This window comes from Actinomycetospora endophytica (assembly GCF_021026375.1).
Taxonomy (GTDB): domain Bacteria; phylum Actinomycetota; class Actinomycetes; order Mycobacteriales; family Pseudonocardiaceae; genus Actinomycetospora; species Actinomycetospora endophytica.
This window is the reverse complement of record NZ_JAJNDB010000001.1, coordinates 1,295,212-1,317,345: the sequence shown is the minus strand read 5'-3', so window position 1 is coordinate 1,317,345 and position 22,134 is coordinate 1,295,212. Positions and strand designations below refer to the sequence as shown.

Sequence of the window (22,134 nt, the reverse complement as noted above, 5' to 3'; positions counted from 1 at the left end):
GTGCTGCGCGCCCGTGAGCAGAAATCCGTGCTCCGGCGCGGAATAGTGCTCACATGGCGAAGCCACCTGAGCGCGGGCGGAAGCGGGTCCGGGCGGTCGTCGAGGGCCGGGTCGTCGTCGACACCCTCGCCCCGGTCCTCGTCTGGGAGTGGCCGTTCTATCCGACCTACCACCTGCCGGTGGCCGACGTGGACCTCGACGGCCTGCCCGACGGTGCGATCCGGCGGCTCACCCTGGAAGTCGAGGGTGAGCCGGTCGACGTCGTGCGGATCGACTGGGACGCGATGGACCAGTGGTTCGAGGAGGACGAGCCGGTCGCGGTGCACGCCCGCGACCCGTACGTGCGCATCGACGCGCTCGCGAGCTCGCGGCACGTCGAGGTCGCCGTCGACGGCGTCGTGATCGCCGACTCGACCCACCCGACGGTGCTGTTCGAGACTCGGCTGCCCCCGCGCTTCTACCTGCCGCTGCCCGACGTCCGGCTCGACCTGCTGCGCCCGTCGGACACCGTCAGCCACTGTCCGTACAAGGGCACGGCCACCTACTGGTCGGTCGAGCTGCCGGACGGCACCCGGCACCCCGACCTGTTCTGGACCTACCGCGCGCCACTGCCCGAGAGCCAGAAGGTGGCCGGCCTCGCGGCGGTGTGGACCGAGAAGGTCGACCTGCGTCTCGACGGCGTGGCGCAGACGCGGCCGCGGACGCACTTCGAGGTGCCGGGGACCTGACGGGCCGTCCGAGGTTCACCGCGTGGCGAGGGCCTTCCCGGTCTGCGTGGCCGCCGCCACGGCGGCGGCCTTGAGCTGCCCGGCGAGCTCGGTGAACTCGTCCAGGGCGGGGTTCACGCCGACGAGGGTGAACTCCCGCTCGATCAGGGTGAGGTCGGCGCCCCACACGTCGACGAGGATCCGGCGCAGGTAGTCCGTGCTGTGGTCCCAGCCCTCGCGGGGGGTGCCGGGGCCGTAGGCGCCGCCGCGGGTGGTCACGAGCACCACGGGCTTGCCCTCGAGCAGCCGCACGCCCGGGCCCGCCCCGGCGATGACGAGGTCGATCCAGATCTTCACGTGCTGCGAGACCCCGAAGTTGTAGAGGGGGAAGGCCAGCACGACGGCGTCGGCGTCGCGCAGTTCCCCGGCGAGGGTCGCGGCCAGGCCCAGGGCCTCGGTCTGCCCGGCGGTGCGGTCGGCCTCGGGGGTGGCGGAGCCCGCGACGGCGAGCGCCCAGGCGTCGGCGGGGAGCGGCTCCTCGCCGAGGTGACGCGTCAGCACGGTCTCGTCGGGGGCGGCGGCGGTGAACTCGCCGAGGACCAGCTCGGCGAGCTCGCTGCTGGCCGACCGCGGGCCCTGGATGCTGGCGTCGACGCGGAGCAGGGACATGAGGGTTCTCCTGGGCGGGTGCGGGGGTGGCCGGAACCCGTGGGACCCGGTCCGATCGTTGAACTTGAATGTGCAAGTTGGAACCTACGCCGTCGAATTTGAATGTTCAAGTCCAGGGGTATGCTCGGCGCCGTGGCGGACGCGACGCAGGACCGGGACGAGCCGTGGCTCTCGTCCGAGCAGCTCCGCGACTGGGCGGCGCTGGTCGCGATGCTGATGACGCTGCCGGTGAGCCTGGACGCCCAGCTGAAGAAGGACGCCGGCCTCAACCTCTTCGAGTACCACGTGCTGGTCGAGCTCGCCGAGGCACCGGGGCGGACGCGGGTGATGACGTCGCTCGCGGCCCACACCCGGGGATCGCTGTCGCGGCTCTCCCACGCGGTCTCCCGCCTGGAGGCCGCCGGGTGGGTGCAGCGCCGGGCCTGCGGGGGAGCGGGACGGCGGACCGAGGCCCACCTGACCCCCGAGGGCTGGCGGAAGCTGCAGGAGAGCGCACCGGGGCACGTCCGCCAGGCCCGGCGCCTGGTCGTGGACGCCCTGACGCCCGACCAGCTCGAGGACCTCGGTACAGCCGCCCGCCGCATCGTCGCCGCGACCGACCCCGAGGTCGCCGCGACGCTCCTGAGCCGCGACCGCGACGCGGCGAGCACGGCCGACGACGCCGGTCAGGCCTGAGCGGAGCCACGAGTTTCCCGAAACGCCCACGGCGCCTCCCGGGCCGGTGTCACGATCCCGATCGGCACCTGACCGGCCCTCCGGGCCGGTCGTCCCGCCCCGAGAGGTGACCCGTGACCGCTCTCGCCGAGCGCCCCGTCCGCCGCGACGACCCCGTCGGGCGCGTTCCTGGGCGGCCCGCGCCGTCGCCCGCCGTCCGGGACCGCGTCGTGCGGGCGGTGGCCCGGGCCGCCGTGGCCGCCGCGCTGGTGGCGATCACCCTGTCGTGGGCCACCGGGGGTGGGCTCGCGGATCTCGGCGAGTGGAGCTCCGGGCTGACGTCACTGGGCCGGCTCACCGGGGTGCTGGCCTCGTTGCTGATGCTGGTCCAGGTGCTGCTCATGGCGAGGGTGCCGCTGCTCGAGCGGGCCTTCGGCCAGGACCGGCTGGCGGTCATGCACGGGCTGGTCGGGTTCACCTCGTTCACCGGGATGATCGCGCATGTCGGGCTGATCACCTGGGGCTATGCCGCCGGAGACCTCGCCGCGGCCCCGGGCGAGCTGTGGAACCTCACCGTCTCCTACCCGGGCATGCTGCTCGCCGCCGCGGGCACCGCCTGCCTGGTCCTGGTCACCGTGACGAGCATGAGTGCGGCGCGGGCCCGGATGCGCTACGAGTCGTGGCACCTGCTGCACCTCTACGCCTATCTCGGCGTCGGGCTGGCGCTGCCCCACCAGCTCTGGACCGGCCAGGAGTTCCTCGCCTCCATGGCCCGGACGCTCTTCTGGTGGACCGCGTGGGCGCTGGCCGCCGCGGCCGTGCTGGTGTGGCGGGTCGGGCTGCCGGTGTGGCGGACCCTGCACCACCGGCTGGTGGTCACCGCCGTCGTGCCTGAGGGCGACGGCTGCGTGTCGGTGTACCTGACCGGCGAGCACCTCGGGGAGCTCGACGTGCGCGCGGGGCAGTTCCTCACCTGGCGGTTCCTCACCGGCACCGGCTGGATGCGGGCCCACCCGTTCTCGCTCTCGGCCGCCCCGGACGGGCGCAGCCTGCGGATCACCGTCAAGGACCTCGGGGACGGCACCGCCGCGGTCCCGGGGCTCCGGGCGGGCACCCGGGTGCTGATCGAGGGCCCCTTCGGGCGGCTCACCGGGAGGGTCCGCACCTGCCCGGGCGTGGCGCTGATCGGTGCCGGGGTCGGCATCACCCCGCTGCGTGCGCTCGCCGAGGACCTCGGCGCCGGGGCGGACGTCGTCGTGCTCCACCGCTTCACCGGCCCGCCGCTGTTCGCCCGCGAGTTCGCCGTGCTCGCCCGGGAGCGGCGGCTCGCACTCGTCCCGCTGCCCGGCCGGCGGCGTGCTCCGGACTCCTGGCTCGGGCCCGGCGTCGGGCCGGCCGACGACGCCACCGTCCTGCGATCACGCGTGCCGGACATCGCGGAGCGCGACGTGTTCGTCTGCGGACCCGTCCCGTGGACCGGGCTGGTCCAGGACACGCTCCTCGCGGCGGGTGTCCCGGCCGACCGCGTCCACGTCGAGACGTTCGCGTGGTGACCCCGGCGATGCCTCCCCGGCGCCTCGATCGGGGCGTGCGCCGGATCGTGCTGTGCGGGCTGGCGACCGTGAGCGGAGTGGTGCTGCTGTTCTCGTACCGGACGTCCACCTCGCCGGATCCGCCCGCGGAGGCGGCCGGGACGGCCGACGGGCCAGCGGCCGCCGTCCCGCCCGCCGCCCCGTCGACCGGGAGGTCCTCCTCGGGCGGCGCCTGGTCCGGGACGGTGACCGGACCGGTCGTGCGGATCCAGTGGGGCGAGGTGCAGGTCCGGGCGACGATCGAGCGGGGCCGGATCACCGCGGTCGACGTGCTGCGCACCCCGGACGAGAACACCCACGACCGGCAGGTCAACGCCCGGGCGGTCCCCGTGCTCGTCCGGGAGACCATCGCGGCCCAGAGCTCGCGGATCGACATGGTCAGCGGGGCGACCTTCACGTCGACCGGCTACGTGCAGTCGCTGCAGGCCGCGCTCGACCGGGCCGGCACGGCGTGACGACGGCGACCGAGCCGGTCGCGCGCCGCGTCGAGCACGTGATGGGCCTGCCGATCAGCCTCGCGCTGCGCGGCCGGCACACCACCGATCCCCTGGCTGATGCCGCCTGGGCCGCGGCCCTCGCCGCTCTGCGCGAGGCCGACCGGATGTTCAGCACGTACCGGGACGATTCGGTGGTCTCCGCGATCCGGCGGGGCGAGCTCGCGGTCGCCGACGGCCCCGCCGACCTGCACGAGGTCCTCGACGTCGCCCGCCGTGCCGAGCGCGCCACCGGGGGCGCCTTCTCGGTGTGGCTCCCCGGCCCCGACGGCACGACGGCGCTCGATCCGAGCGGCGTGGTCAAGGGCTGGGCCGTCGAGCGGGCCGCGGCGGCGCTGCGCGGGCTCGACGGCACCGACTTCTGCCTCTCCGCGGGTGGGGACATGGTGTGCCGCGCCTCGTGCGGCCCGGCCTGGCGCATCGGGATCGAGGACCCGCGGGACCCGGCGCGCCTGATCGCCGTCGTGCCGGTCGCCGACGCCGCCGTCGCGACCTCGGGCGTCGCCCACCGGGGCGGCCACCTCGTCGACGCCCGCACCGGTGAGCGCCCGGCCGTCGTCGCGCAGGTGACCGTGATCGCGACCTCGCTCACGTGGGCCGACGTCGACGCCACCGCGGCGTACGCCCTCGGCGGCCGGGCGGCGCAGTGGCTCGGGCAGCGGGTCGGGCGCACCGGCCTGGTCGTCTGGGCGGACGGGACGACGACCACGACCCAGTCCCCCGACCGGCCGTGAGCCCGGCTCGATGCCATGATCGGGCCGACCCGGGAACGTCGCCGGCCCCGTCGGCCCGGCCGGACGGACCCCGACCACCACACCGGGAGACGCCGAATGACGACGGCGACGGCCCCGTCCGGACTCTCCGAGCGCGAGGCGGCACAGCTCGCCCGCGACGGCCGGGGCAACACCCCCGTCCGCGGCTCCAGCCGCACGACCGCCCGCATCCTGCGCACCACGGTCTTCTCGTTCTACAACAACGTCCTGTTCGTCATCGGCATCGCGCTGCTGGGCCTCGGGCGCTACTCCGACGCGCTGGTCAGCGTGGGGCTCGGCATCATCAACGCCGCGCTCTCGGCGTTCCAGGAGCTGCGGGCACGCCGGGCGCTCGACCACCTCCAGCTGCTCGCCCGCGAGCCGGTGACCGTGGTCCGCGACGACACCGAAAGTCAGATCCCGCCGGACGAGGTCGTCGAGGGCGACCTGCTGCGGGTGCGCGGCGGTGACCAGGTCGTCGTCGACGGGCCGGTGATCGGCGACGGCGAGGCGGGTCGGCCCGTGCTCGAGGTGGACGAGGCGCTGCTCACCGGCGAGGCCGACCCGGTGCCGAAGGCGCCTGGCGACCGGCTGCTCTCCGGGAGCTCGATCGCGTCCGGCGAGGGGTGGCAGCGGGCCGAGGCGGTCGGGGTCGCCAGCCACGCCGGGCAGCTCACCCTCGCCGCCCGCGCCGACACCACCGACCAGACCCCGCTGCAGTGGCGCATCGACGTCGTCGTGCGGATGGTCATCCTGCTCGTGCTGCTGATGAGCGGCGCGATCCTCGCCCAGGCGCTGCTCGACGGCTCCACGGTGCTGCGCTTCGTGCAGACCTCCGCCGTGCTCTCCGGGCTGGTGCCCTACGGGCTGTTCTTCCTCATCGCGGTCGCCTATGCCGTCGGCGCCACCCGCATCGCCGGGCGCGGCGCGCTCGTCCAGCAGACGAACGCGGTCGAGGCGATCAGCCGCGTCGACGTCATCTGCACCGACAAGACGGGCACGCTGACCAGCGGGCGGCTCTCGCTGGTGCGCGTCGTGCCGGTCGACGGGATGTCCGACGAGCACGCGCGGACCCTGCTCGGCACGTTCGCCCGCTCGGTGCGCGCCCCGAACGCGACCACCGCCGCGCTGGCCGGCGACGCCGCGCTGCCGGGCACGTCCGCCGAGGTCGGCGAGGAGGTCGAGTTCCGCTCGTCGCTGCGCTGGAGCGGGATCGTCAGCGGCGGCCAGGTCGTGGTCCTCGGCGCCCCGGCCACGCTCGCGCCGCACCTGACCGACGCCCGCGACGTCGTCGACGGGCTGCTCCGCGAGGCCCGGGCGCACGCCGAGAAGGGGCTGCGGGTGCTGCTGCTCGCGCGGGCCCCGGGCGGCGCGGGCCTGCACGACGACGACGGCCGACCGGGCCTGCCCGGGCTGTCCGCCGAGGCGCTCGTGGTGCTCGGCGACGAGCTGCGCGAGGGCGTCTCGGAGGTGCTCGCCGGGCTGGCGGAAGAGAACGTCGCCACCAAGGTGATCTCCGGGGACGACCCGGTGACCGTCGCCGCCCTGGCCCACCGCGCCGGCCTCGCCGGGGACGCGATCGCCGGACCGGAGCTCGCGGCGCTCGACGGGGAGCGCTTCGACGAGGCGATCGACACCTTCTCGGTCTTCGGGCGGATCGCGCCGGAGCAGAAGGAGCAGATCGTCGACGCGCTCCGCCGCCGCGGACGTCACGTCGCGATGGTCGGCGACGGCGTCAACGACGCCCGGGCCCTCAAGCGGGCCCACGTCGGGGTGGCGATGCGCTCGGGCAGCGCGGTCACCCGCGACGTCGCCGACATCGTGCTCCTCGACGACTCCTTCACCACGCTGCCGCCCGCCCGCACCGAGGGCAGGCGGATCGTCGCGGGCGTCGGCTCCTCGATGTACCTGTTCCTGTCCCGGGTGATCACCCAGATGCTGGTCATCCTCATCGTCACCCTGCTCGGGCTGGGCTTCCCGTACACGCCCACGCAGGTCGGGCTGACGCTGTTCACCGTCGGCCTGCCGACGTTGTTCCTGACGATGTGGGCCCGCCCCGCCCCACCCGCGGAGGACCTGCTCGTCTCGCTCGCCCGGTTCGTCCTGCCGGTCGGGATCCTCACCGCCGGGTTCGGGGCGGCGGTCTACGCGGTGCTCTACGAGATGGTGCTCAGCGGCTTGAGCCGACCGCACCTCTCGCAGCAGGTCTACACGCTCTTCGAGAGCTACACCGGCCTGCGCTACGGCGTGGACGCCGACTTCGTGACGGCGTCGGCGACGCTCGGCGCGCAGAGCGGGCTCTCGATGTTCGTCTCGGTGACGGCGATCGTGCTCATCCTGCTCCTGGAACCCCCCGCCCGGCTCTTCACCGCCTGGGCGCCGGTCAGCCCGGACCGGCGGCCCGCGTGGCTGGCCGGCGGGCTGTTCGTCGCCCTCGTCGTCGTGCTCCTGGTGCCGGCCACCCGCAGCTACTTCGGTCTCACCGCACCCGACCCGCCGGTCGTCTACATGGTCGTCCCCGCGGTCGTCGCGTGGTTCGTCGTGCTGAGCCTCGCGCTGCGCCACCGGGTGCTCGAGCGGCTGATCGGGCTGGGTTCCACCGGCCCGTGATCAGCAGGTGCGCTGACGCGCCTGTGAGCACTAATTGACGCCAGGACGTCAGTTAGTGCTCACGAGCGCGGAGCCCACCTAGAAGACCGTCACCCCGTCGCCGATGCGCAGCGCGTCGAAGAACGTCGTCGCGTCCGCGGCCGAGAGGTGGATGCAGCCGTTCGACGAGGTGGTCAGGCTGCCCTCGTGGAACGCGATGCCGCCCGGCGCGAAGTAGACCGCGTGGTGCATCGGCTCGTCGAACTCGGTGCTGTACCCGTCCTTGTCCTTGCGCAGCACGTGGAAGGTGCCGGTCGGGGTCGCCGAGGAGGTCGGGCCGGGCGGGCGCTTGAACGTGTCGGCGCCGGGCAGCATCTCGACCGGCCCGCCGACCGGCTTGCCGTCCTGCTGCAGCCACGCCGTGTGAGCGGCGAGGTCCACGCAGGCCGTCGCCGCCGCGGAGCACTTGGCGAGCTCCGCCGGCGTCAGGGCGACCGGACCGGAGGGGGTGTCGGCGGGGTGCACGGCGGCGACCGCGGGCGCCGCCGGGGCGACGGGTGCGGCCGCGGCGGGAGCGGAGTTGTCGGTGCCACCGGCGAAGACCAGCAGCACGGCGCCCATGGCGAGCAGGACCCCGAGCGAGAGCAGCAGCGCCGGTCCCGTCCGCCAGCGGGCCGCGGGCGCGGGGGTGCGTCGCACCGGGCGGCCGGTGGGCTCCCGGCGGGCGAGTGCGGTCGACGGGCTACGCGCCTCGGAGGCGGGCCGCGGCGTCCTCGGGCGCCCGTCGGGCGAGCGTCCGTCGCCGGAGCGTCCCTCGGTGGGCGAGGGACGCCGGGGTGCGGGTGCGCGCCGGACGGAGTTCGGCCGGTTCTCCAGGGCCAGGGGGCGTGCGGGCGACCGTTGGGTGCGCTCGCGGCCCGACCGTGCGGAGTGGCGTGGCGCGATGGCACGTCTCCTCTCCTGCGCGACCCGCGGCGTGCTTCGGAACACCCCTACGGTAGTCAGCGTGAGCAAGCGACCACGCTGAGGGGTCGGCCTGCCTCCCCGATCGGGGGATGGGACTCAGTCGGCGCGCCGCGTCAACAGCACGACCGGGATCGTCCGGGAGGTCTTGGCCTCGTAGTCCGCGAACCCGGGGTAGCGCTGCTTCTGGGTCTCCCAGATCGGGGCCCGCTCGTCGGCGGGCAGGTCCCGGGCGTGCACCGGGATCGTCTCGATGCTCGTCCCGTCGCCGATCTCGACCGAGACGTCGGGCCGGGCGAGGAGATTGTGGTACCAGTCCGGGTTGTCGGGCATGCCCGCCTTCGACGCGAACACCGCCCAGTCGTCGCCCACCACCTGGTACATCATCGGGCTCAGGCGCTCGGTGCCACTGCGGCGGCCGACGTGGTGCAGGAGGAGCAGCGGTGCGCCCTCGAACTGCCCACCGACGTGCCCACCGTGGGATCGGAAGTCCTCGATGATCTGCTGGTTCCAGTCGCTCACACCCCCAGTGAACCCCTCCGCAGACCGGTCTGCGTGCCATGACACCCCCGGATGAGGGTGAGCCGGCTCCCGGCGCCGTCGACGCGACGGTGCTCGCCGAGCTCGGGGAGATCGAACTGTGGACGACGACGGCGACCCTCGGTCGCGGCGCCCACGACGCCGGGCGGGAGCGGCTCGATCGGCTGTCCGGCTCCCTCCACGCCGCCGAGCGGATGCGTGAGCGCGCCGGCCGTCTCGCGCACCCGGCGTACGCGGACTTCGAGCGGCAGCTCGGCCTCGACCCCGCCGTCCCGCCGACGGCGCTGGAACGGGAGGCGCGGGAGGTCGTCGTGACCGGTCACCTGCTCTCCCGCGATCCGTCCCACGACGTGCAGCTCGCGATCCTCGCCGAGGTCGGCGTGTCCCTCGGGGCGCTCGACGCCCGCCGCACCCGGGGGCCGTGGCACGTGCGCCCGGCCGCGCGCGGTGAGCGGTGGGGCCGGCGCGGCGCGGCGGTCCCCGTCGGGGAGGTCGTGATGGCGGACGCCGACGGCCCCGTCGCTCCGGTGGTGGGGGATCCGCCGCGGGGACTCGGCGCCGGCACGCGGGCCCGTCGGGTCGTGCTCTACGCGATCGGTGTCCCCGGGATGCCGAGCTGGGAGGTCAGCGAGGCGGTGTGGCGGGCGGCGCGCTACCTCTCCGGGCACTGACCGGGGTGGCGCCCGCCGCCGCGGACACGGACACTCACCCACGTCGTCGTCGGAACAGGCCGGAACCGGGAGGCACGATGACCTCCACCGAACCGCGGGCGGACCTCACCCCCGCGCCGGTGCTCCCCACGCTCGACGCGCCCGAGACGGTCGCCTCGCGCCGGGCGCTGCGCGAGCAGGTCACCGCGCTCGGGGAGGAGCTGCGGCGGACCCTGGCGGCCGACTGGACCTCCGAGGCGCTCACGGCGGCGCGGGGCGGGAGCCCCGGCGGGCCGCGGCTGCTCGGTCTCGGGGAGCTGGAGGCCCTGCGTGACGACCTGCTCGCTCACCTCGACGACGTCCGGGCCGTCAGCGCCCGCCGCGAGGAGGAGCACGTCCGGGCCCGCGCCCTGCTCCAGGCGATGTACGACGATCCCGGCGCCCACCGTGGCGTCCGGCTGACGACCGACGACCTCGGGCTCCCCGGCTGCTGCCGCTGGCAGGTCCGACCGGTGCTCGGCGTCGTCGGCCGGCTCGCGGGCTGGTGGCGGGTGAAGGTCTCCTCCGGCTGCCCTTGACCGGGTTCACCCCGGGTGCAGCGTCCATCCCAGCCGCAGCGCCGACCCGCCGTCGCACGGCACCACCGCCCACGCGGTCGGTGACCACCGGAAGATCGCGTCCTGCCCGAACCGCCGCGCCAGGGCGAGCGCCCGGTCGTCGTCCCACCCGAGGACGGCCGCGGACTCCTCGGCGTGCGAGCCGTCCGTCGCGGACGCCACGGCCCGCGTCACGGTGAGGCCGCAGGCCGTCAGCTCCGCCTCCAGGGCCGCTTGGTTGCGACGGTTCTCGACGGCGCCGGGCCGTGCCGCGCCGGGGTTGTGGGCGGTCAGCACGTGGACCGGAGAGGCGTCGAGCGGGTAGCGACCGGGGTGCTCGGCGGGCCGGAGGGTGAGGCGGCCGTCGGGGAACTCGAAGACGACCCGGGCGTGCGCGTAGCCGGCGAGACGGTCGTCGAGGTCGGGCACGGCGCGCCTTCCGTGGTCGTCGCCGGGGGGCGGATCACGCTGTCGGGGGGCGCGTCTAGCGTGCCGGGACGAGGGACGCGAGACCGAGCGAGGGGGGTGACGTGGGGCTCCACGTGCACCGCGCCGAGCGCGCCGACCGGCTGGCCGAGGCGCTGGCCGAGGTGCTCGCCGCGCCCCCGGAGGACCCGTTCGCGGCCGACGTCGTCGCGGTGCCGACCCGCGGGGTGGAGCGCTGGCTCGCCCAGCGCCTGGCCCACCGGCTCGGCGCGGCGGACGGCGAGGACGGCGTGTGCGCCCGCGTCGAGTTCCCGGCCCCCGCCGAGCTCGTCGCCCGGGCCCGCGGTCGCGCCGAGGACGATCCCTGGCGTCCCGAGCGCCTGGTCTGGCCGCTGCTCGAGGTGATCGACGCGTGCGCGGTCGAGGACTGGTGCGCCCCGCTGGGCACCTACCTCGGGGTCGTCGGGGACACTTCGGGCACCCGGGCGGGCCGGCGGTTCGCGGCGGCCCGCCACCTCGCGCGGCTCTTCGACGCCTACGGCGACCACCGCCCGGCCATGCTGCGGGCCTGGGCGGCGAAGGAGGAGGACGACGGCGCCGGGGGCGACGTGCCGGCGGACCTGCGCTGGCAGTCCGAGCTGTGGCGCCGCCTGCGGGACCGGCTCGGCGTCCCCGGGCCCGCCGAGACGCTGCCGGAACACTGCCGTGCCCTGGCGGGTGGCGTCGGCGACCTCCCGGCGCGGCTGTCGGTGTTCGGCCCGACGCGCCTCGCCACCGCCCACCTGGAGGTCCTCGAGGCCCTCGCCCGCACCCGCGAGGTGCACCTCTGGCTGCCGCACCCGTCGCCGGCGCTGTGGGACGCGGTGCGCGCCGCGCACGGCGCCGGACCGGGACGCCGTCGGGAGGACCCGACGGCCGACGCCGCGGCGCACCCGCTGCTGCGTTCCCTCGCGCGCGACGCCCGCGAGCTGCAGCTGCGCCTGCCCGCGCCCGACGGCCGGGACGTCGTCGACGTGCACCACCCGGCGCCGGAGCACCCCCCGACGACGCTGCTGGAGCGGCTGCAGGACGACCTGCGGCACGACCACGCGCCGGTGCTCACCGAGCGACCGGGGGACGACAGCGTCGTCGTGCACTCCTGCCACGGGCCGGACCGGCAGGTCGAAGTGCTCCGCGAGGCGGTGCTCGGGCTGCTGGCGGACGACCCCTCGCTGGAGCCGCGCGACGTCGTCGTGATGTGCCCCGACGTCGAGACGTTCGCCCCGCTGATCACCGCCGCGTTCGGCGGCGCGGGGGAGGGCGAGCATCCCGGGCACCAGCTGCAGGTGCGGCTGGCCGACCGCGCGCTCACCCAGGTCAACCCGCTGCTCGGCGTCCTCGGCACGGTGCTGGACCTCGCCGACGCCCGGCTGTCCGCGAGCGAGCTGCTCGACCTCGCGGAGACCGGCCCGGTGCGGCGGCGCTTCCGGTTCGACGACGACGACCTCGAGCGGCTGCGGACCCTCGTCGCCCGCGCCGGGGTCCGTTGGGGGCTCGACCAGGACCACCGCGCCGCGTACCGGCTCGGGAAGGTCGCCGACAACACCTGGGAGCGCGGCCTCGACCGGCTGCTCCTCGGCGTCGCGATGTCCGGCGACGAGCAGGTCTGGCTCGACACCGCGCTGCCGCTCGACGAGGTCGACTCCAGGGACGCCGACCTGGTGGGCCGGCTCGCGGAGCTGGTCGACCGGGTCGGCGAGGTGCTCGACCGGATGCGCGGCGAGCGGACAGGCGCGGGCGGGCACACCGGCGCGCAGCCCCTCGACGCCTGGCTCGACGCGCTCACCCTCGCCGTCGAGGGGCTCACCGCGACCCCGCCCGCCGACGTCTGGCAGCTCACCCAGACCCGGGCGGTGCTCGCCGAGGTCCGGGGCTCGGGTGCCGCGGACGCCGGGGCTCCCGCCCTGACGCTGCACGACCTCCGCGCGGTGCTCGCCGACCACCTCGCCGGCCGGCCCACCCGGGCGAACTTCCGCACCGGCACGCTGACCGTGGCCACCCTGCTGCCGATGCGCAGCGTGCCGCACCGGGTGGTGTGCCTGCTCGGTCTCGACGACCAGGTCTTCCCCCGCGAGACCCGCACCGACGGCGACGACGTCCTCGCCCGGGACCCGTGCGTGGGGGAACGGGACGCCGCCGCGGAGGACCGCCAGCTGCTCCTCGACGCGATCCTCGCGGCCACCGAGCGGCTCGTCGTCGTGCACTCCGGGGCCGACGAGCGCACCAACGCGCCGCGCCCGCCGGCCGTCCCGGTCGGGGAACTGCTCGACACGCTGGACCGGACCGTGTCCGTCGACGGGCGGCCGGCTCGCGAGCACGTCGTGCGGCGGCACCCCCTGCAGCCGTTCGCCGCGGCGGAGTTCAGCACCCGCGCGGGCCGGCCGTTCAGCTTCGACGCCACCCAGCTGGCCGGGGCCCGGGCGCTGCTCTCCGGCCGGGCCACGCCACCGCGGTTCCTCGACGGCCCGCTGCCGGCCGCGGCGGGCCCCGAGGAGGTCGACCTGGTCGATCTCGTGCGCTTCGTCGAGCACCCGGTGAAGGCGTTCCTGCGCCAGCGGCTCTCGCTGATCCCGCGGGGCGACGAGGACGAGCCCGACGAGGCCCTCCCGGTGGAGCCCGACGGCCTGGCGCGCTGGGCGATCGGGGAGCGGCTGCTGACCGACCGGCTCGCCGGGCACGGGGTCACCGCCTGTCTGTCGGCCGAGATGCGGCGCGGGACCCTCCCGCCCGGTGCCCTGGGGAACCGGCTGGTCCGCTCGATCGGGCGCCAGGCCGAGGATCTGGTCCGGACCGCGACGCCGCTGTGGGAGGCCCCGGCGCGCGACCTCACGATCTCCGCGGCGCTCGACGACGGCTCCACCGTGGTCGGGACGGTGCCCGGGGTCCGCGGCTCGACCCTCGCCTCGGTCACGTTCTCCCGTCTCGGCGCGAAGCACCGCGTCGGGGCGTGGGTCCAGCTGCTGGCGCTGGCCGTCGCGCACCCGGACGAGGCGTGGTCGTCGGCGACGATCGGCAAGGGCCAGGACGGACCCCGCACCGAGAAGATCGACCGGATCGACCCCGAGCACGCCCGCGCCGTGCTCGCCGACCTCGTCGCGCTGCGCGCCGAGGGCCTGCGCGCACCGCTGCCACTGTTCGGGAAGTCCTCGGAGCGCTACGTGGCCGACCGCCCGCGCAAGACCACCCGGCAGGCCTTCGACGGTGCCCGCCGGTCCTGGTCGGCCGACTGGGGCGACGGGCGCGACGCCGCCCACGTGCTCGTCTGGGGGCGCGACCGCGCGCTCGACGACGTGGCCGGCGCCCCGACCGGGGCCGGGCCGGACGCGGGCGGCGAGTCGACGCGGTTCGGGGAGCTCGCGGTGCGGCTGTGGCGCCCGCTGCGCGAGGCGGAGTCCGGACGCGAGGAGCACTACCGGTGAGCGCCCCGACCACCGACACCGCGGCCGCGTTCGACGTCCTCGGGCCGCTACCCACCGGCACGACGGTCCTCGAGGCCAGCGCCGGGACCGGCAAGACGTACACGATCGCCGCGCTCGCGGCCCGCTACGTCGCCGAGGCCGGGGTGCCGCTCTCCGCGATCATGCTCGTCACGTTCGGCCGCGAGGCCACCCGGGAGCTGCGGGAACGGGTGCGGGAGCGGCTGGTCGCCGTCGAGCAGGCCCTCGCCGACGGGGAGCCGGGCACCGACGCGGTGACCGCCTCCATCGTCGCGGTGGACGACGCCGAGCGGGCCCGACGCCGTCGTCGGCTCGCGCACGCCCTCGCGCACTTCGACGAGGCGACGATCGCCACCACGCACCAGTTCTGTCAGGACATGCTCGCCGGGCTCGGCGTCGCCGGGGACACCGACGCCGACGCCCGGTTCGTCGAGCAGATCGACGACGTCGTCACCGAGGTCGTCGACGACTTCTACGTCCGCGCCTACGCCCCCGAGCAGGCGCCGACCCCGCCGTTCGACCGTGCCACCGCCCTCGCGCTCGGTCGGGCCGCCGTCACCGACCCGACTGCGGTCATCGCGCCGGCGAAGGGCGTCACCAGTGGGGAGGCCGACGCCCGGTCCCGGTTCGCGACAGCGGTCCGGGAGGAGGTCGACCGGCGCAAGCGCACGCGGCGGCTCTTCACCTTCGACGACATGCTCACCCGCCTGCACGCGGCGCTGGTCGACCCGCGGCTCGGCGACGCGGCGTGCCGGCGGCTGCGGGCCCGCTACCGGGTCGTGCTGGTCGACGAGTTCCAGGACACCGACCCGATCCAGTGGGACATCCTGCGGGTCGCGTTCCACGGGCACTGCACGCTCACCGTGATCGGCGACCCGAAGCAGGCGATCTACGGCTTCCGCGGCGCCGACGTCGTCTCCTACCTCGCCGCGGCCGGATCGGCGGGCGCCCGCGCGACCCTCGCCACGAACCACCGCAGCGACGCCGGCCTGCTCACCGCGCTCGACTCGGTGCTCGGGGGCGCCGCGCTGGGCGACGAGCGGATCGTCGTGCACCCGGTCGCGGCGGCCCACCCGGGCTCGCGCCTGGCCGGGGCGCCCGACGGGACCCCGTTCCGGCTGCGGGTCGTGCCGCGCAAGGGGCTGCGGGCGAACTTCCGGACCGGGCTGCCCGAGATCGGACCGGCCCGGACACGGGTCGCCGAGGACCTCACGGCCGACGTCAGCGCCCTGCTCGCCGCCAACTCGACCTGGGACGGCGCGCCGCTCGGGCCGGGCGACGTCGCGGTCCTGGTGCGCACCAACGCGCAGGCCGACCTGGTGCGCGAGGCGCTCGCCGGCGCGGGGGTGCCCGCCGTCCTCGCGGGCGCGGCGAGCGTGTTCGCCACCGACGCCGCGCGGGAGTGGCTGACGCTGCTCGAGGCGATCGAGCAGCCCGGCCGGGTCACCCGGGTGCGGGCGGCCGCGCTGACCTGCTTCGTCGGGCGGCGGGCGGCCGACCTGGACGCCGACCCCGACGCGGTGCTCGCCGAGGTCGGCGAGGACCTCCGGCGCTGGGGCGCGGTGCTGCGCGACCGCGGGGTGGCCGCGATGCTCGAAGTGGCCTCGGTGCGCCACGACCTGGTCCGACGCGTGCTCGGCGTCGTCGGCGGGGAGCGGCTGCTCACCGACGTCCGCCACGTCGGGCAGGTGCTGCACGCCGAGGCGGCCGCGCAGCGCCTCGGTGCGGTCGCGCTCACCGAGTGGCTGCGGCTGCGGATCGTCGAGAGCGAGAACCGGCGCGGCGAGGCCCGCCCGGAGCGCACCCGGCGGCTCGAGTCCGACGCCGACGCGGTGCAGATCCTCACCGTCCACAAGTGCAAGGGCCTGGAGTTCCCCGTCGTGTACGTGCCGTTCGGGTGGGACCGCTGGGTGCCCGGCGAACCGCGCGAGGTGCTCCACCACGACGCGCAGGGGCGCCGGATCCGCGCGGTCGGGGGCCCCACCGACCCCGAGTGGGCCGAGCACTGCCGGGCGCAGCGCGAGGAGGACGACGGCGAGGACCTGCGGCTGCTCTACGTGGCGCTCACCCGCGCGCAGGGCCAGGTGGTCGCGTGGTGGACCCCGTCGTCGCAGACCGCGTTCTCCGCGCTCAACCGGGTGCTGCGCTCGCGCGACCGGTCACCGGGCTTCGAACCCGACTCGTTCGTCACGATCACCGACGACACCACGGTGTGGGCCGAGCTCGCTGCGTATGCCGGCCCGCACCTGGCGGTGGAGCAGGTCGCCGCGCGGGAGGCGCTGCCCTACGTGCCGGGGGCCGCCGACCACGGCCGCCTCGACGTCGCCCGGTTCGACCGCGCGCTGGACCTGGCGTGGCGGCGTTCGTCGTACTCGTCGCTGACCGCCGACGCGCACAGTGCCGGGGTGCCCGACCCCGCCACGTCGGAGCCCGAGGAGTCGACCGTCACCGACGAGGCCGACCTCGAGGTCGACCCGGTCGCCGACGCGGTGGCGCCGCCCTCGCCGATGGCCGACCTGCCGTTCGGGGCGGCGTTCGGCGTGCTCGTGCACTCCGTGCTGGAGACCGTCGACACCGCCGCCGCCGACCTCGGGGCCGCCCTCGTCGAGGCCGCCGGCGAGCAGCTGGCCCGTCGTCCGCTGGCCGGGGTGACCGCGGTGGCGCTGGCGGCCGCGCTGGAGCCCGTCGCGCGCACCCCGGTCGACCGGCCCGCCGCGGCGCCGGCCTGGGCCTACGCCGACATCGCGCCCGCCGACCGGCTCGCCGAGCTGGACTTCGAGCTGCCGCTGGCGGGCGGCGACCGCGGGCCGGCACCGGAGACGGTCACGCTCGGGCGGGCGGCGGCGCTGATGCGCGAGCACCTGCCCCCCGACGACCCGCTCGCCGCCTACCCGGAGGCGCTGGAATCGCTGTCCGGTCAGGTGCTGCGCGGCTATCTCACCGGCAGCATCGACGCCGTCCTGCGCGCCCCGGACGGCCGGTTCGTCATCGTCGACCACAAGACGAACTGGCTCGGGCCGCTGCCCGCCGACGGCGGCGTCCCCGAAGCCCTGACCAGCGCGCACTACGGCCCGGCGCAGATGACCACCGCGATGATCCGGGCCCACTACCCGCTGCAGGCGCTCCTGTACGGGGTCGCGCTGCACCGGTTCCTGCGGTGGCGGCTGCCCGGCTACGACCCGGAGACCCACCTCGGCGGCGTCGCCTACCTGTTCCTGCGGGGGATGTGCGGGCCGGAGACCCCGGTCGTCGCCGGCACCACCTGCGGGGTGTTCCGCTGGTCGCCGCCGCCCGCGCTCCTCGTCGCCCTGTCCGACCTGCTCGCCGGGAGGACCCCGTGACCCCGCTGCCCGACCTCGCGGCCGAGGACGGCGTCCGGTTCGCGGTCCGCGCGACGGGGCTGCTCGCCGAGTTCGGGTCCCGCGGCGTGCTCGAGCCCGCCGACATCGCCGTGGCCCGCCGCCTCGGTCGCCTCGGTGGCGAGACCGACGAGCCGGTGCTCCTGGCGGCGGCGCTGACCGTGCGGGCGCTGCGTGCCGGGTCGGTGTGCCTCGACCTCGCCGACGTCGACCGCCGGGTGCTCGGCGAGGACGACGCCCTGGTCGACACCGACGACCTCGCCTGGCCGGAGCCCGGCGCGTGGGAGGCCGCCCTGGCCGCGAGCCCGCTCACGAATCCCGGCGGGCCGCTGCGGCTCGACGACGGCCTGCTCTGGCTCGACCGCTACCGCCGCCAGGAGGACCAGGTCCGCGACGACCTGACCGCCCGGGCCGTCGCGCCACCACCCGTGGTGGACCGTTCCCGGCTCCGCGCCGCCCTGAACCGGTTGTTCCACGACGTCGACGCCGACGACCGGCAGCGCCTGGCCTGCGCCGTCGCGACGCTGCGGTGGACCGCCGTCGTCGCCGGCGGGCCGGGCACCGGCAAGACGACGACGGTGGCCCGGCTGCTCGCCGTCCTGCGCGACCAGGACCCCGGCCTGCGGATCGCCCTCGCGGCGCCGACCGGGAAGGCCGCGGCCCGGCTCGGCGAGGCCATCGGCGAGGAACGGCTCCCCGCCGCGGACCGGGAGCGGGTCGGCACCCCGGAGGCCTCGACGATCCACCGGCTGCTCGGCTCCCGCCCCGACTCGTCGTCGCGGTTCCGCCATGACCGGACCCGGCGGCTGCCGTTCGACGTGGTCGTCGTCGACGAGACCTCGATGGTGTCCCTGACCCTCATGGCGCGGCTGCTCGAGGCGGTGCGCGACGACGCCCGCGTGGTCTTCGTCGGCGACCCCGACCAGCTGGCCTCCGTCGAGGCGGGCGCGGTCCTGGGCGACCTGGTGTCCGCGCCGGACCTGGGCTCCGGGGACGCGCCGCTCGACGCCGCGCTCGACGAGGCCGGGTGCACGGCCCGGTCGGCCGCGAACGGCGTCGTGCGGCTGGATCGGAACTACCGCAACAACGCCGACATCGCCGCCCTCGCCGCCGCGATCCGGGCCGGGGACGCGGACGCCGCCCTGGAGTGCCTCCGGACGGCGCCGTCGCTGGACTTCGTCGAGTCGGTCGACCTCACCCAGCGCGAGCCCGCCGGCCTGGCCGCGATGCGCGAGGAGGTCGTCGCCGGGACCCGGGAGGTGTCGGAGGCGGCCCGCCGGGGCGAGGCCGAGACCGCGCTGGAGAGGGCCGAGGAGCACCGGCTGCTCTGCGCCCACCGCCGCGGGTCCTACGGGGTGTCGCGCTGGGCCCATCAGGTGGAGCGGTGGCTCGCCGAGGACGGCGGGATCGACGCCGACCTGGAGGCGGGCGCCGAGTGGTGGCCCGGCCGCCCGCTGCTCGTCACCCGCAACGACCCCGACGCCGGGCTCTACAACGGCGACACCGGGGTCGCCGTCGACCGGGGCGGACGGCTGGTGGCGGTGTTCAGCCGCGGCGGTCGGGTGCTCGACCGGGCGCCCGCGCTGCTCGGGTCGGTCGAGACCGTGCACGCGATGACGGTGCACCGGGCCCAGGGCAGCCAGTACGCGCACGTCAGCGTGCTCCTGCCGCCGCCGGAGTCGCCGCTGCTGACCCGCGAGCTGCTCTACACCGCGGTGACCCGGGCGCGGACCCGGGTCCGGGTGGTCGGGTCGGCGGAGGCGGTGCGGGCCGCCGTCGAGCATCCGGTCAGCCGCGCGTCGGGCTTCGCGCGGCGCACCGGGGCACCCGCACGGTGACGTTCGGCGGGGGGCGGTGACTACGGACCCCCGGGTCGGGTATCTATTCCAGCCATGGACCCCTCCCAGGCCCGCAATCCCTCGGCGCTGCCCGACTCCTCGCCGCAGAAGCAGAGCGAGCTCAAGCTGAATGCCGGGATCGGCATCATCGGCACCGTTCTGTCGCTGTTCGTCACGGTCGTCTTCTTCGCGGTGATCGACGAGCCGATCCTCGGGATCGTGTTCGCCGTCGTCATGGTCGTGTCCGCGGTGATCACGCTCTACGTGATCGGCCGCATGCGCCGGGGCGCCGCCGAGGCCGCGAAGTCCGGGACCGAGGCTCCGGCCCACTAGGTGCGCTCCGCGCTCGTGAGCACTCATTGATGCCCTGGCGTCAATGAGTGCTCACAGGCGCGCGGCGCACCTACCCGACGACGACCCCGAGCGCCCGGCACACGTCGGCGGCCTGCGCCTCGCTGATGACCGCGCCGCGCAGGGTCCGCGGCGCGTCCTCGGTGAGCTCCCCGAGGTCGGCGCCCCGCAGATCGGCGCCGGCCAGCCGGGTGTGGGCGAGGTCGACGTCGCGCAGCGTGCAGTCGACGAGCGTGGCGTCGCGCAGGTCCGCGCCGCGCAGGTCTGCTTCGGAGAGGTCCAGCCCGCGCAGCGTCACCCCGCGCCAGACGACGTCCTGCAGGTTCGCCAGCCCGAGGTTCGACCCGTCGAGGCGGTAGGTCACGGCGAGCCCGCGCAGGCCCGAGAGGTCGGCGCCGATCATGCGGCAGTCGGTGAAGCGGGTCTCGGTGAGCAGCGAGCCGGTGAGCCGGGCGCGTGAGAGGTCGGCGGCCTCGAGGACGGCGTCGGTGAGGTCCGCGTCGATGATCACCGCGCCGGACCAGGTCCCGCCACGGATGTGGGCCCCGTCGAGCGTCGCGCCCCGCAGGTCGGCCCCCGGGAACTGGCAGGCCTCGAGCGTGGCGCCGCTGAGGTCGACGCCGTGCAGGTCCGGCTCGTCGGCCGAGCACCGGCGCAGGACCGGGTCGCGGGCGCCGTCGAACAGCTCGCGCAGATCCAGCCCGGAGAGGTCGGCGTCCTCGACGGGCTCGCCGGCCTCCAGCAGGGCGGCCACCTGGTCGGCGCTCGGGCGTCCGCGTCCGTCGTCCACGCCGGTCACCCTCGCAGCACCGCGCCGGGCACGTTCCGGCCAGGGGTGCCCCACGCCCGTCTATTCGAGCGAAGGGGCCCTTCGCTCAGAACCGGGGGACGCGGTCACCGGTACCCGCGGAAACCCTGCCAGGCGAGCCGCCGGTCCCGGCGCGGATCGCTCTCGATCCGGTCGGTCTCGTCGAGGATCCGGGTGAGCCGCGCGTCGGAGGTGTACCGCGGCCAGAAGCCGGCCGGCGCCCCCTCGCGGGCGAAGGTCGTCCAGTCGCGCTGCATCCGGGCCGAGAGGCCGCGCAGCCCCCTCCGGCCGCCCAGCATCGTCATGATCCGGCCCGCGCGGGTGTCGGCGAGCCCGAACACCGGATAGATCTCGGTGCCGTGCGTGGCGCGCAGCCCGAGCAGGCGCAGCAGCCGCGGGGCGAGGTCGAAGCGGTACGCGTACACGGGGTGGCCCGCGGCCGCGTGCGCCTCCATGACCTGCACCGACGGGTACCAGAACATGTAGTCGCCGCCGAGGTCCTTGCGGTGGGCGGTGTTCCGGTAGGCCGCGAGGACCTGCTCGCCCAGCTCGGGCTGGGTCGCGGCGAAGAGCGCGTCGGCGCGGTCGTCGGACACGAGCAGGTCCAGCCGCAGACCGGGCAGCTCGAAGAGCCGCCCCTCGGTGTCGTTGGTGCCGATGATCAGCGGGACCGGGTGGCTGCGCCCCGCCGCGAACGCGTCCAGCGGGGCCTCGGGCAGGAGGTCGTCGTCGACGGTCGGGGCGGTGAGCAGGACGCCCGGCGTGTCGTCGGCGGCGTGGCGCATCCGACGGGAGGCGGCGAGGAGGTCCTCGGTCGAGGCGGCCTCGAGCAGCCGCGCCGCCGTGGCCGCGGGCAGGGGCTCGCGGTCGACGCCAGGCACCGGGACGCCGTTCACGCCCGCCAGCGTCCGGACGTACTGGCGGGCCCAGCCGCCCGCGCGTTCGGTGGACCACGCGAGCCCGGGCGCGGAGCTCTCCGCGATGGCGCGGTGGAAGAGGCCCCGCGCGGCCGGAACCGTCATCAGCGTGGTCACCGAGATCGCGCCGGCCGACTCCCCGAAGATCGTGACGTTGTCGGGGTCGCCGCCGAACGCCGCGATGTTGTCCTGCACCCAGCGCAGCGCCGCGATCTGGTCGCGCAGGCCCAGGTTGGACTCGAAGGTCCGCTCGGGCGTGGAGAACGCAGAGAAGTCGAGGTACCCGAGCGCCCCGAGCCGGTAGTTGACGCTGACGTACACGACGTCCCCGCCGCGGGCGAGGTCGTGCCCGCGGTAGGTGGGGGCCGACGAGGCCCCGAGGACGAACGCCCCGCCGTAGAACCACACCATCACCGGGCGCGGGCGCTCGGCCGGCGTCGAGGGCGCGACGACGTTCAGCGTCAGGCAGTCCTCGTCCATCGGGGTGTGTCTGCCCGCGCCGACGAACTCACCGACGCGCTCCTGGGGCGGCACGGGCCCGAACCGCACCGCGTCCCGCACGCCCTCCCAGGGCTCCGGGGGCTCGGGGGCGCGGAGCCGGCGGGGCCCGACGGGCGGCGCCGCGTAGCGGATCCCGCGCCAGACGTTCACGCCGCGGCCCGCGTGCCCGCGCAGGATCCCGGCCGTCGTCCTGATGTCCGTGCCCGTGCTCTCGTCCGTTCGGCTCCCGTCCACGTTCCTCACTGTGCTCCC

18 protein-coding genes are annotated in these 22,134 nt (G+C 75.9%); 12 read left to right on the top strand and 6 right to left on the bottom strand.

The annotated features are described in order from the left end of the window. Nucleotides 1-53: 53 nt before the first annotated feature. Nucleotides 54-728: a DUF427 domain-containing protein gene (locus LQ327_RS06410; RefSeq protein ID WP_230730676.1), complete on the top strand. Its 675-nt coding sequence runs from the start codon at nt 54-56 to the stop codon at nt 726-728. A gap of 15 nt (nt 729-743) precedes the next feature. Here LQ327_RS06410 and LQ327_RS06405 read toward each other — a convergent pair whose 3' ends face one another. After that, complete coding sequence (locus LQ327_RS06405; RefSeq protein ID WP_230730675.1) at nt 744-1,376, bottom strand: FMN-dependent NADH-azoreductase; 633 nt, start codon at nt 1,374-1,376, stop codon at nt 744-746. A 132-nt stretch (nt 1,377-1,508) separates the two neighbouring features. Between LQ327_RS06405 and LQ327_RS06400 the strand changes: the two genes are divergently transcribed. The 5 genes from LQ327_RS06400 (at nt 1,509) to LQ327_RS06380 (ending at nt 7,478) form a co-directional block, all read left to right on the top strand. After that, nucleotides 1,509-2,051, top strand: coding sequence for a MarR family winged helix-turn-helix transcriptional regulator (locus LQ327_RS06400; protein WP_230730674.1), 543 nt, complete (start codon nt 1,509-1,511; stop codon nt 2,049-2,051). A 113-nt stretch (nt 2,052-2,164) separates the two neighbouring features. Next, complete coding sequence (locus tag LQ327_RS06395) at nt 2,165-3,583, top strand: ferredoxin reductase family protein (protein WP_230730673.1); 1,419 nt, start codon at nt 2,165-2,167, stop codon at nt 3,581-3,583. Nucleotides 3,584-3,591: 8 nt separating this feature from the next. Beyond that, nucleotides 3,592-4,077 (top strand): FMN-binding protein, encoded by a 486-nt coding sequence (locus tag LQ327_RS06390; RefSeq protein ID WP_230730672.1) that lies wholly within the window; start codon nt 3,592-3,594, stop codon nt 4,075-4,077. Further along, nucleotides 4,074-4,850, top strand: coding sequence for an FAD:protein FMN transferase (locus LQ327_RS06385; RefSeq protein WP_230730671.1), 777 nt, complete (start codon nt 4,074-4,076; stop codon nt 4,848-4,850). Before LQ327_RS06390 ends, LQ327_RS06385 begins: the two co-directional genes overlap by 4 nt. A 96-nt stretch (nt 4,851-4,946) precedes the next feature. Continuing rightward, nucleotides 4,947-7,478 carry an HAD-IC family P-type ATPase gene (locus tag LQ327_RS06380; protein WP_230730670.1) on the top strand — a complete coding sequence of 844 codons (2,532 nt, stop codon included), beginning with the start codon at nt 4,947-4,949 and terminating at the stop codon, nt 7,476-7,478. 78 nt (nt 7,479-7,556) lie between these two features. Here the strand turns inward: LQ327_RS06380 and LQ327_RS06375 are convergent, their stop codons facing one another. Then, nucleotides 7,557-8,156 (bottom strand): L,D-transpeptidase, encoded by a 600-nt coding sequence (locus tag LQ327_RS06375; RefSeq protein WP_230730669.1) that lies wholly within the window; start codon nt 8,154-8,156, stop codon nt 7,557-7,559. 363 nt (nt 8,157-8,519) lie between these two features. Continuing rightward, entirely contained in the window at nt 8,520-8,942 is a 423-nt protein-coding gene (locus LQ327_RS06370) for a nitroreductase family deazaflavin-dependent oxidoreductase (RefSeq protein WP_230730668.1), read from the bottom strand. A 38-nt stretch (nt 8,943-8,980) separates the two neighbouring features. Between LQ327_RS06370 and LQ327_RS06365 the strand changes: the two genes are divergently transcribed. Next, nucleotides 8,981-9,631: a hypothetical protein gene (locus tag LQ327_RS06365; protein ID WP_230730667.1), complete on the top strand. Its 651-nt coding sequence runs from the start codon at nt 8,981-8,983 to the stop codon at nt 9,629-9,631. A 77-nt stretch (nt 9,632-9,708) separates the two neighbouring features. Next, nucleotides 9,709-10,188 (top strand): hypothetical protein, encoded by a 480-nt coding sequence (locus tag LQ327_RS06360; RefSeq protein WP_230730666.1) that lies wholly within the window; start codon nt 9,709-9,711, stop codon nt 10,186-10,188. Between the two features lie 6 nt (nt 10,189-10,194). Here the strand turns inward: LQ327_RS06360 and LQ327_RS06355 are convergent, their stop codons facing one another. After that, nucleotides 10,195-10,635, bottom strand: coding sequence for a DUF3293 domain-containing protein (locus LQ327_RS06355; protein ID WP_230730665.1), 441 nt, complete (start codon nt 10,633-10,635; stop codon nt 10,195-10,197). A gap of 101 nt (nt 10,636-10,736) precedes the next feature. Here LQ327_RS06355 and recC point away from each other — a divergent pair, with 101 nt between their 5' ends. From recC to LQ327_RS06335, 4 genes are read left to right on the top strand one after another with little or no spacing between them, the layout of a single operon-like run. Continuing rightward, the gene (gene recC / locus LQ327_RS06350) at nt 10,737-14,090 is read left to right on the top strand and encodes an exodeoxyribonuclease V subunit gamma (protein WP_230730664.1); all 3,354 of its coding nucleotides are present in this window, start codon (nt 10,737-10,739) and stop codon (nt 14,088-14,090) included. Continuing rightward, nucleotides 14,087-17,449, top strand: a complete 3,363-nt coding sequence (locus tag LQ327_RS06345) for a UvrD-helicase domain-containing protein (RefSeq protein WP_230730663.1) — start codon at nt 14,087-14,089, stop codon at nt 17,447-17,449. Before recC ends, LQ327_RS06345 begins: the two co-directional genes overlap by 4 nt. Beyond that, nucleotides 17,446-19,305, top strand: coding sequence for an exodeoxyribonuclease V subunit alpha (gene recD / locus LQ327_RS06340; protein ID WP_230730662.1), 1,860 nt, complete (start codon nt 17,446-17,448; stop codon nt 19,303-19,305). Before LQ327_RS06345 ends, recD begins: the two co-directional genes overlap by 4 nt. 54 nt (nt 19,306-19,359) lie before the next feature. Beyond that, complete coding sequence (locus tag LQ327_RS06335; protein WP_230730661.1) at nt 19,360-19,638, top strand: hypothetical protein; 279 nt, start codon at nt 19,360-19,362, stop codon at nt 19,636-19,638. Nucleotides 19,639-19,708: 70 nt separating this feature from the next. Here the strand turns inward: LQ327_RS06335 and LQ327_RS06330 are convergent, their stop codons facing one another. Both LQ327_RS06330 and LQ327_RS06325 read right to left on the bottom strand, forming a co-directional pair. Continuing rightward, on the bottom strand, nt 19,709-20,446 hold the full coding sequence (locus tag LQ327_RS06330) for a pentapeptide repeat-containing protein (RefSeq protein WP_230730660.1): 738 nt from the start codon (nt 20,444-20,446) through the stop codon (nt 19,709-19,711). Nucleotides 20,447-20,550: 104 nt separating this feature from the next. After that, complete coding sequence (locus LQ327_RS06325) at nt 20,551-22,116, bottom strand: carboxylesterase/lipase family protein (protein ID WP_230730659.1); 1,566 nt, start codon at nt 22,114-22,116, stop codon at nt 20,551-20,553. Nucleotides 22,117-22,134 lie beyond the last annotated feature (18 nt).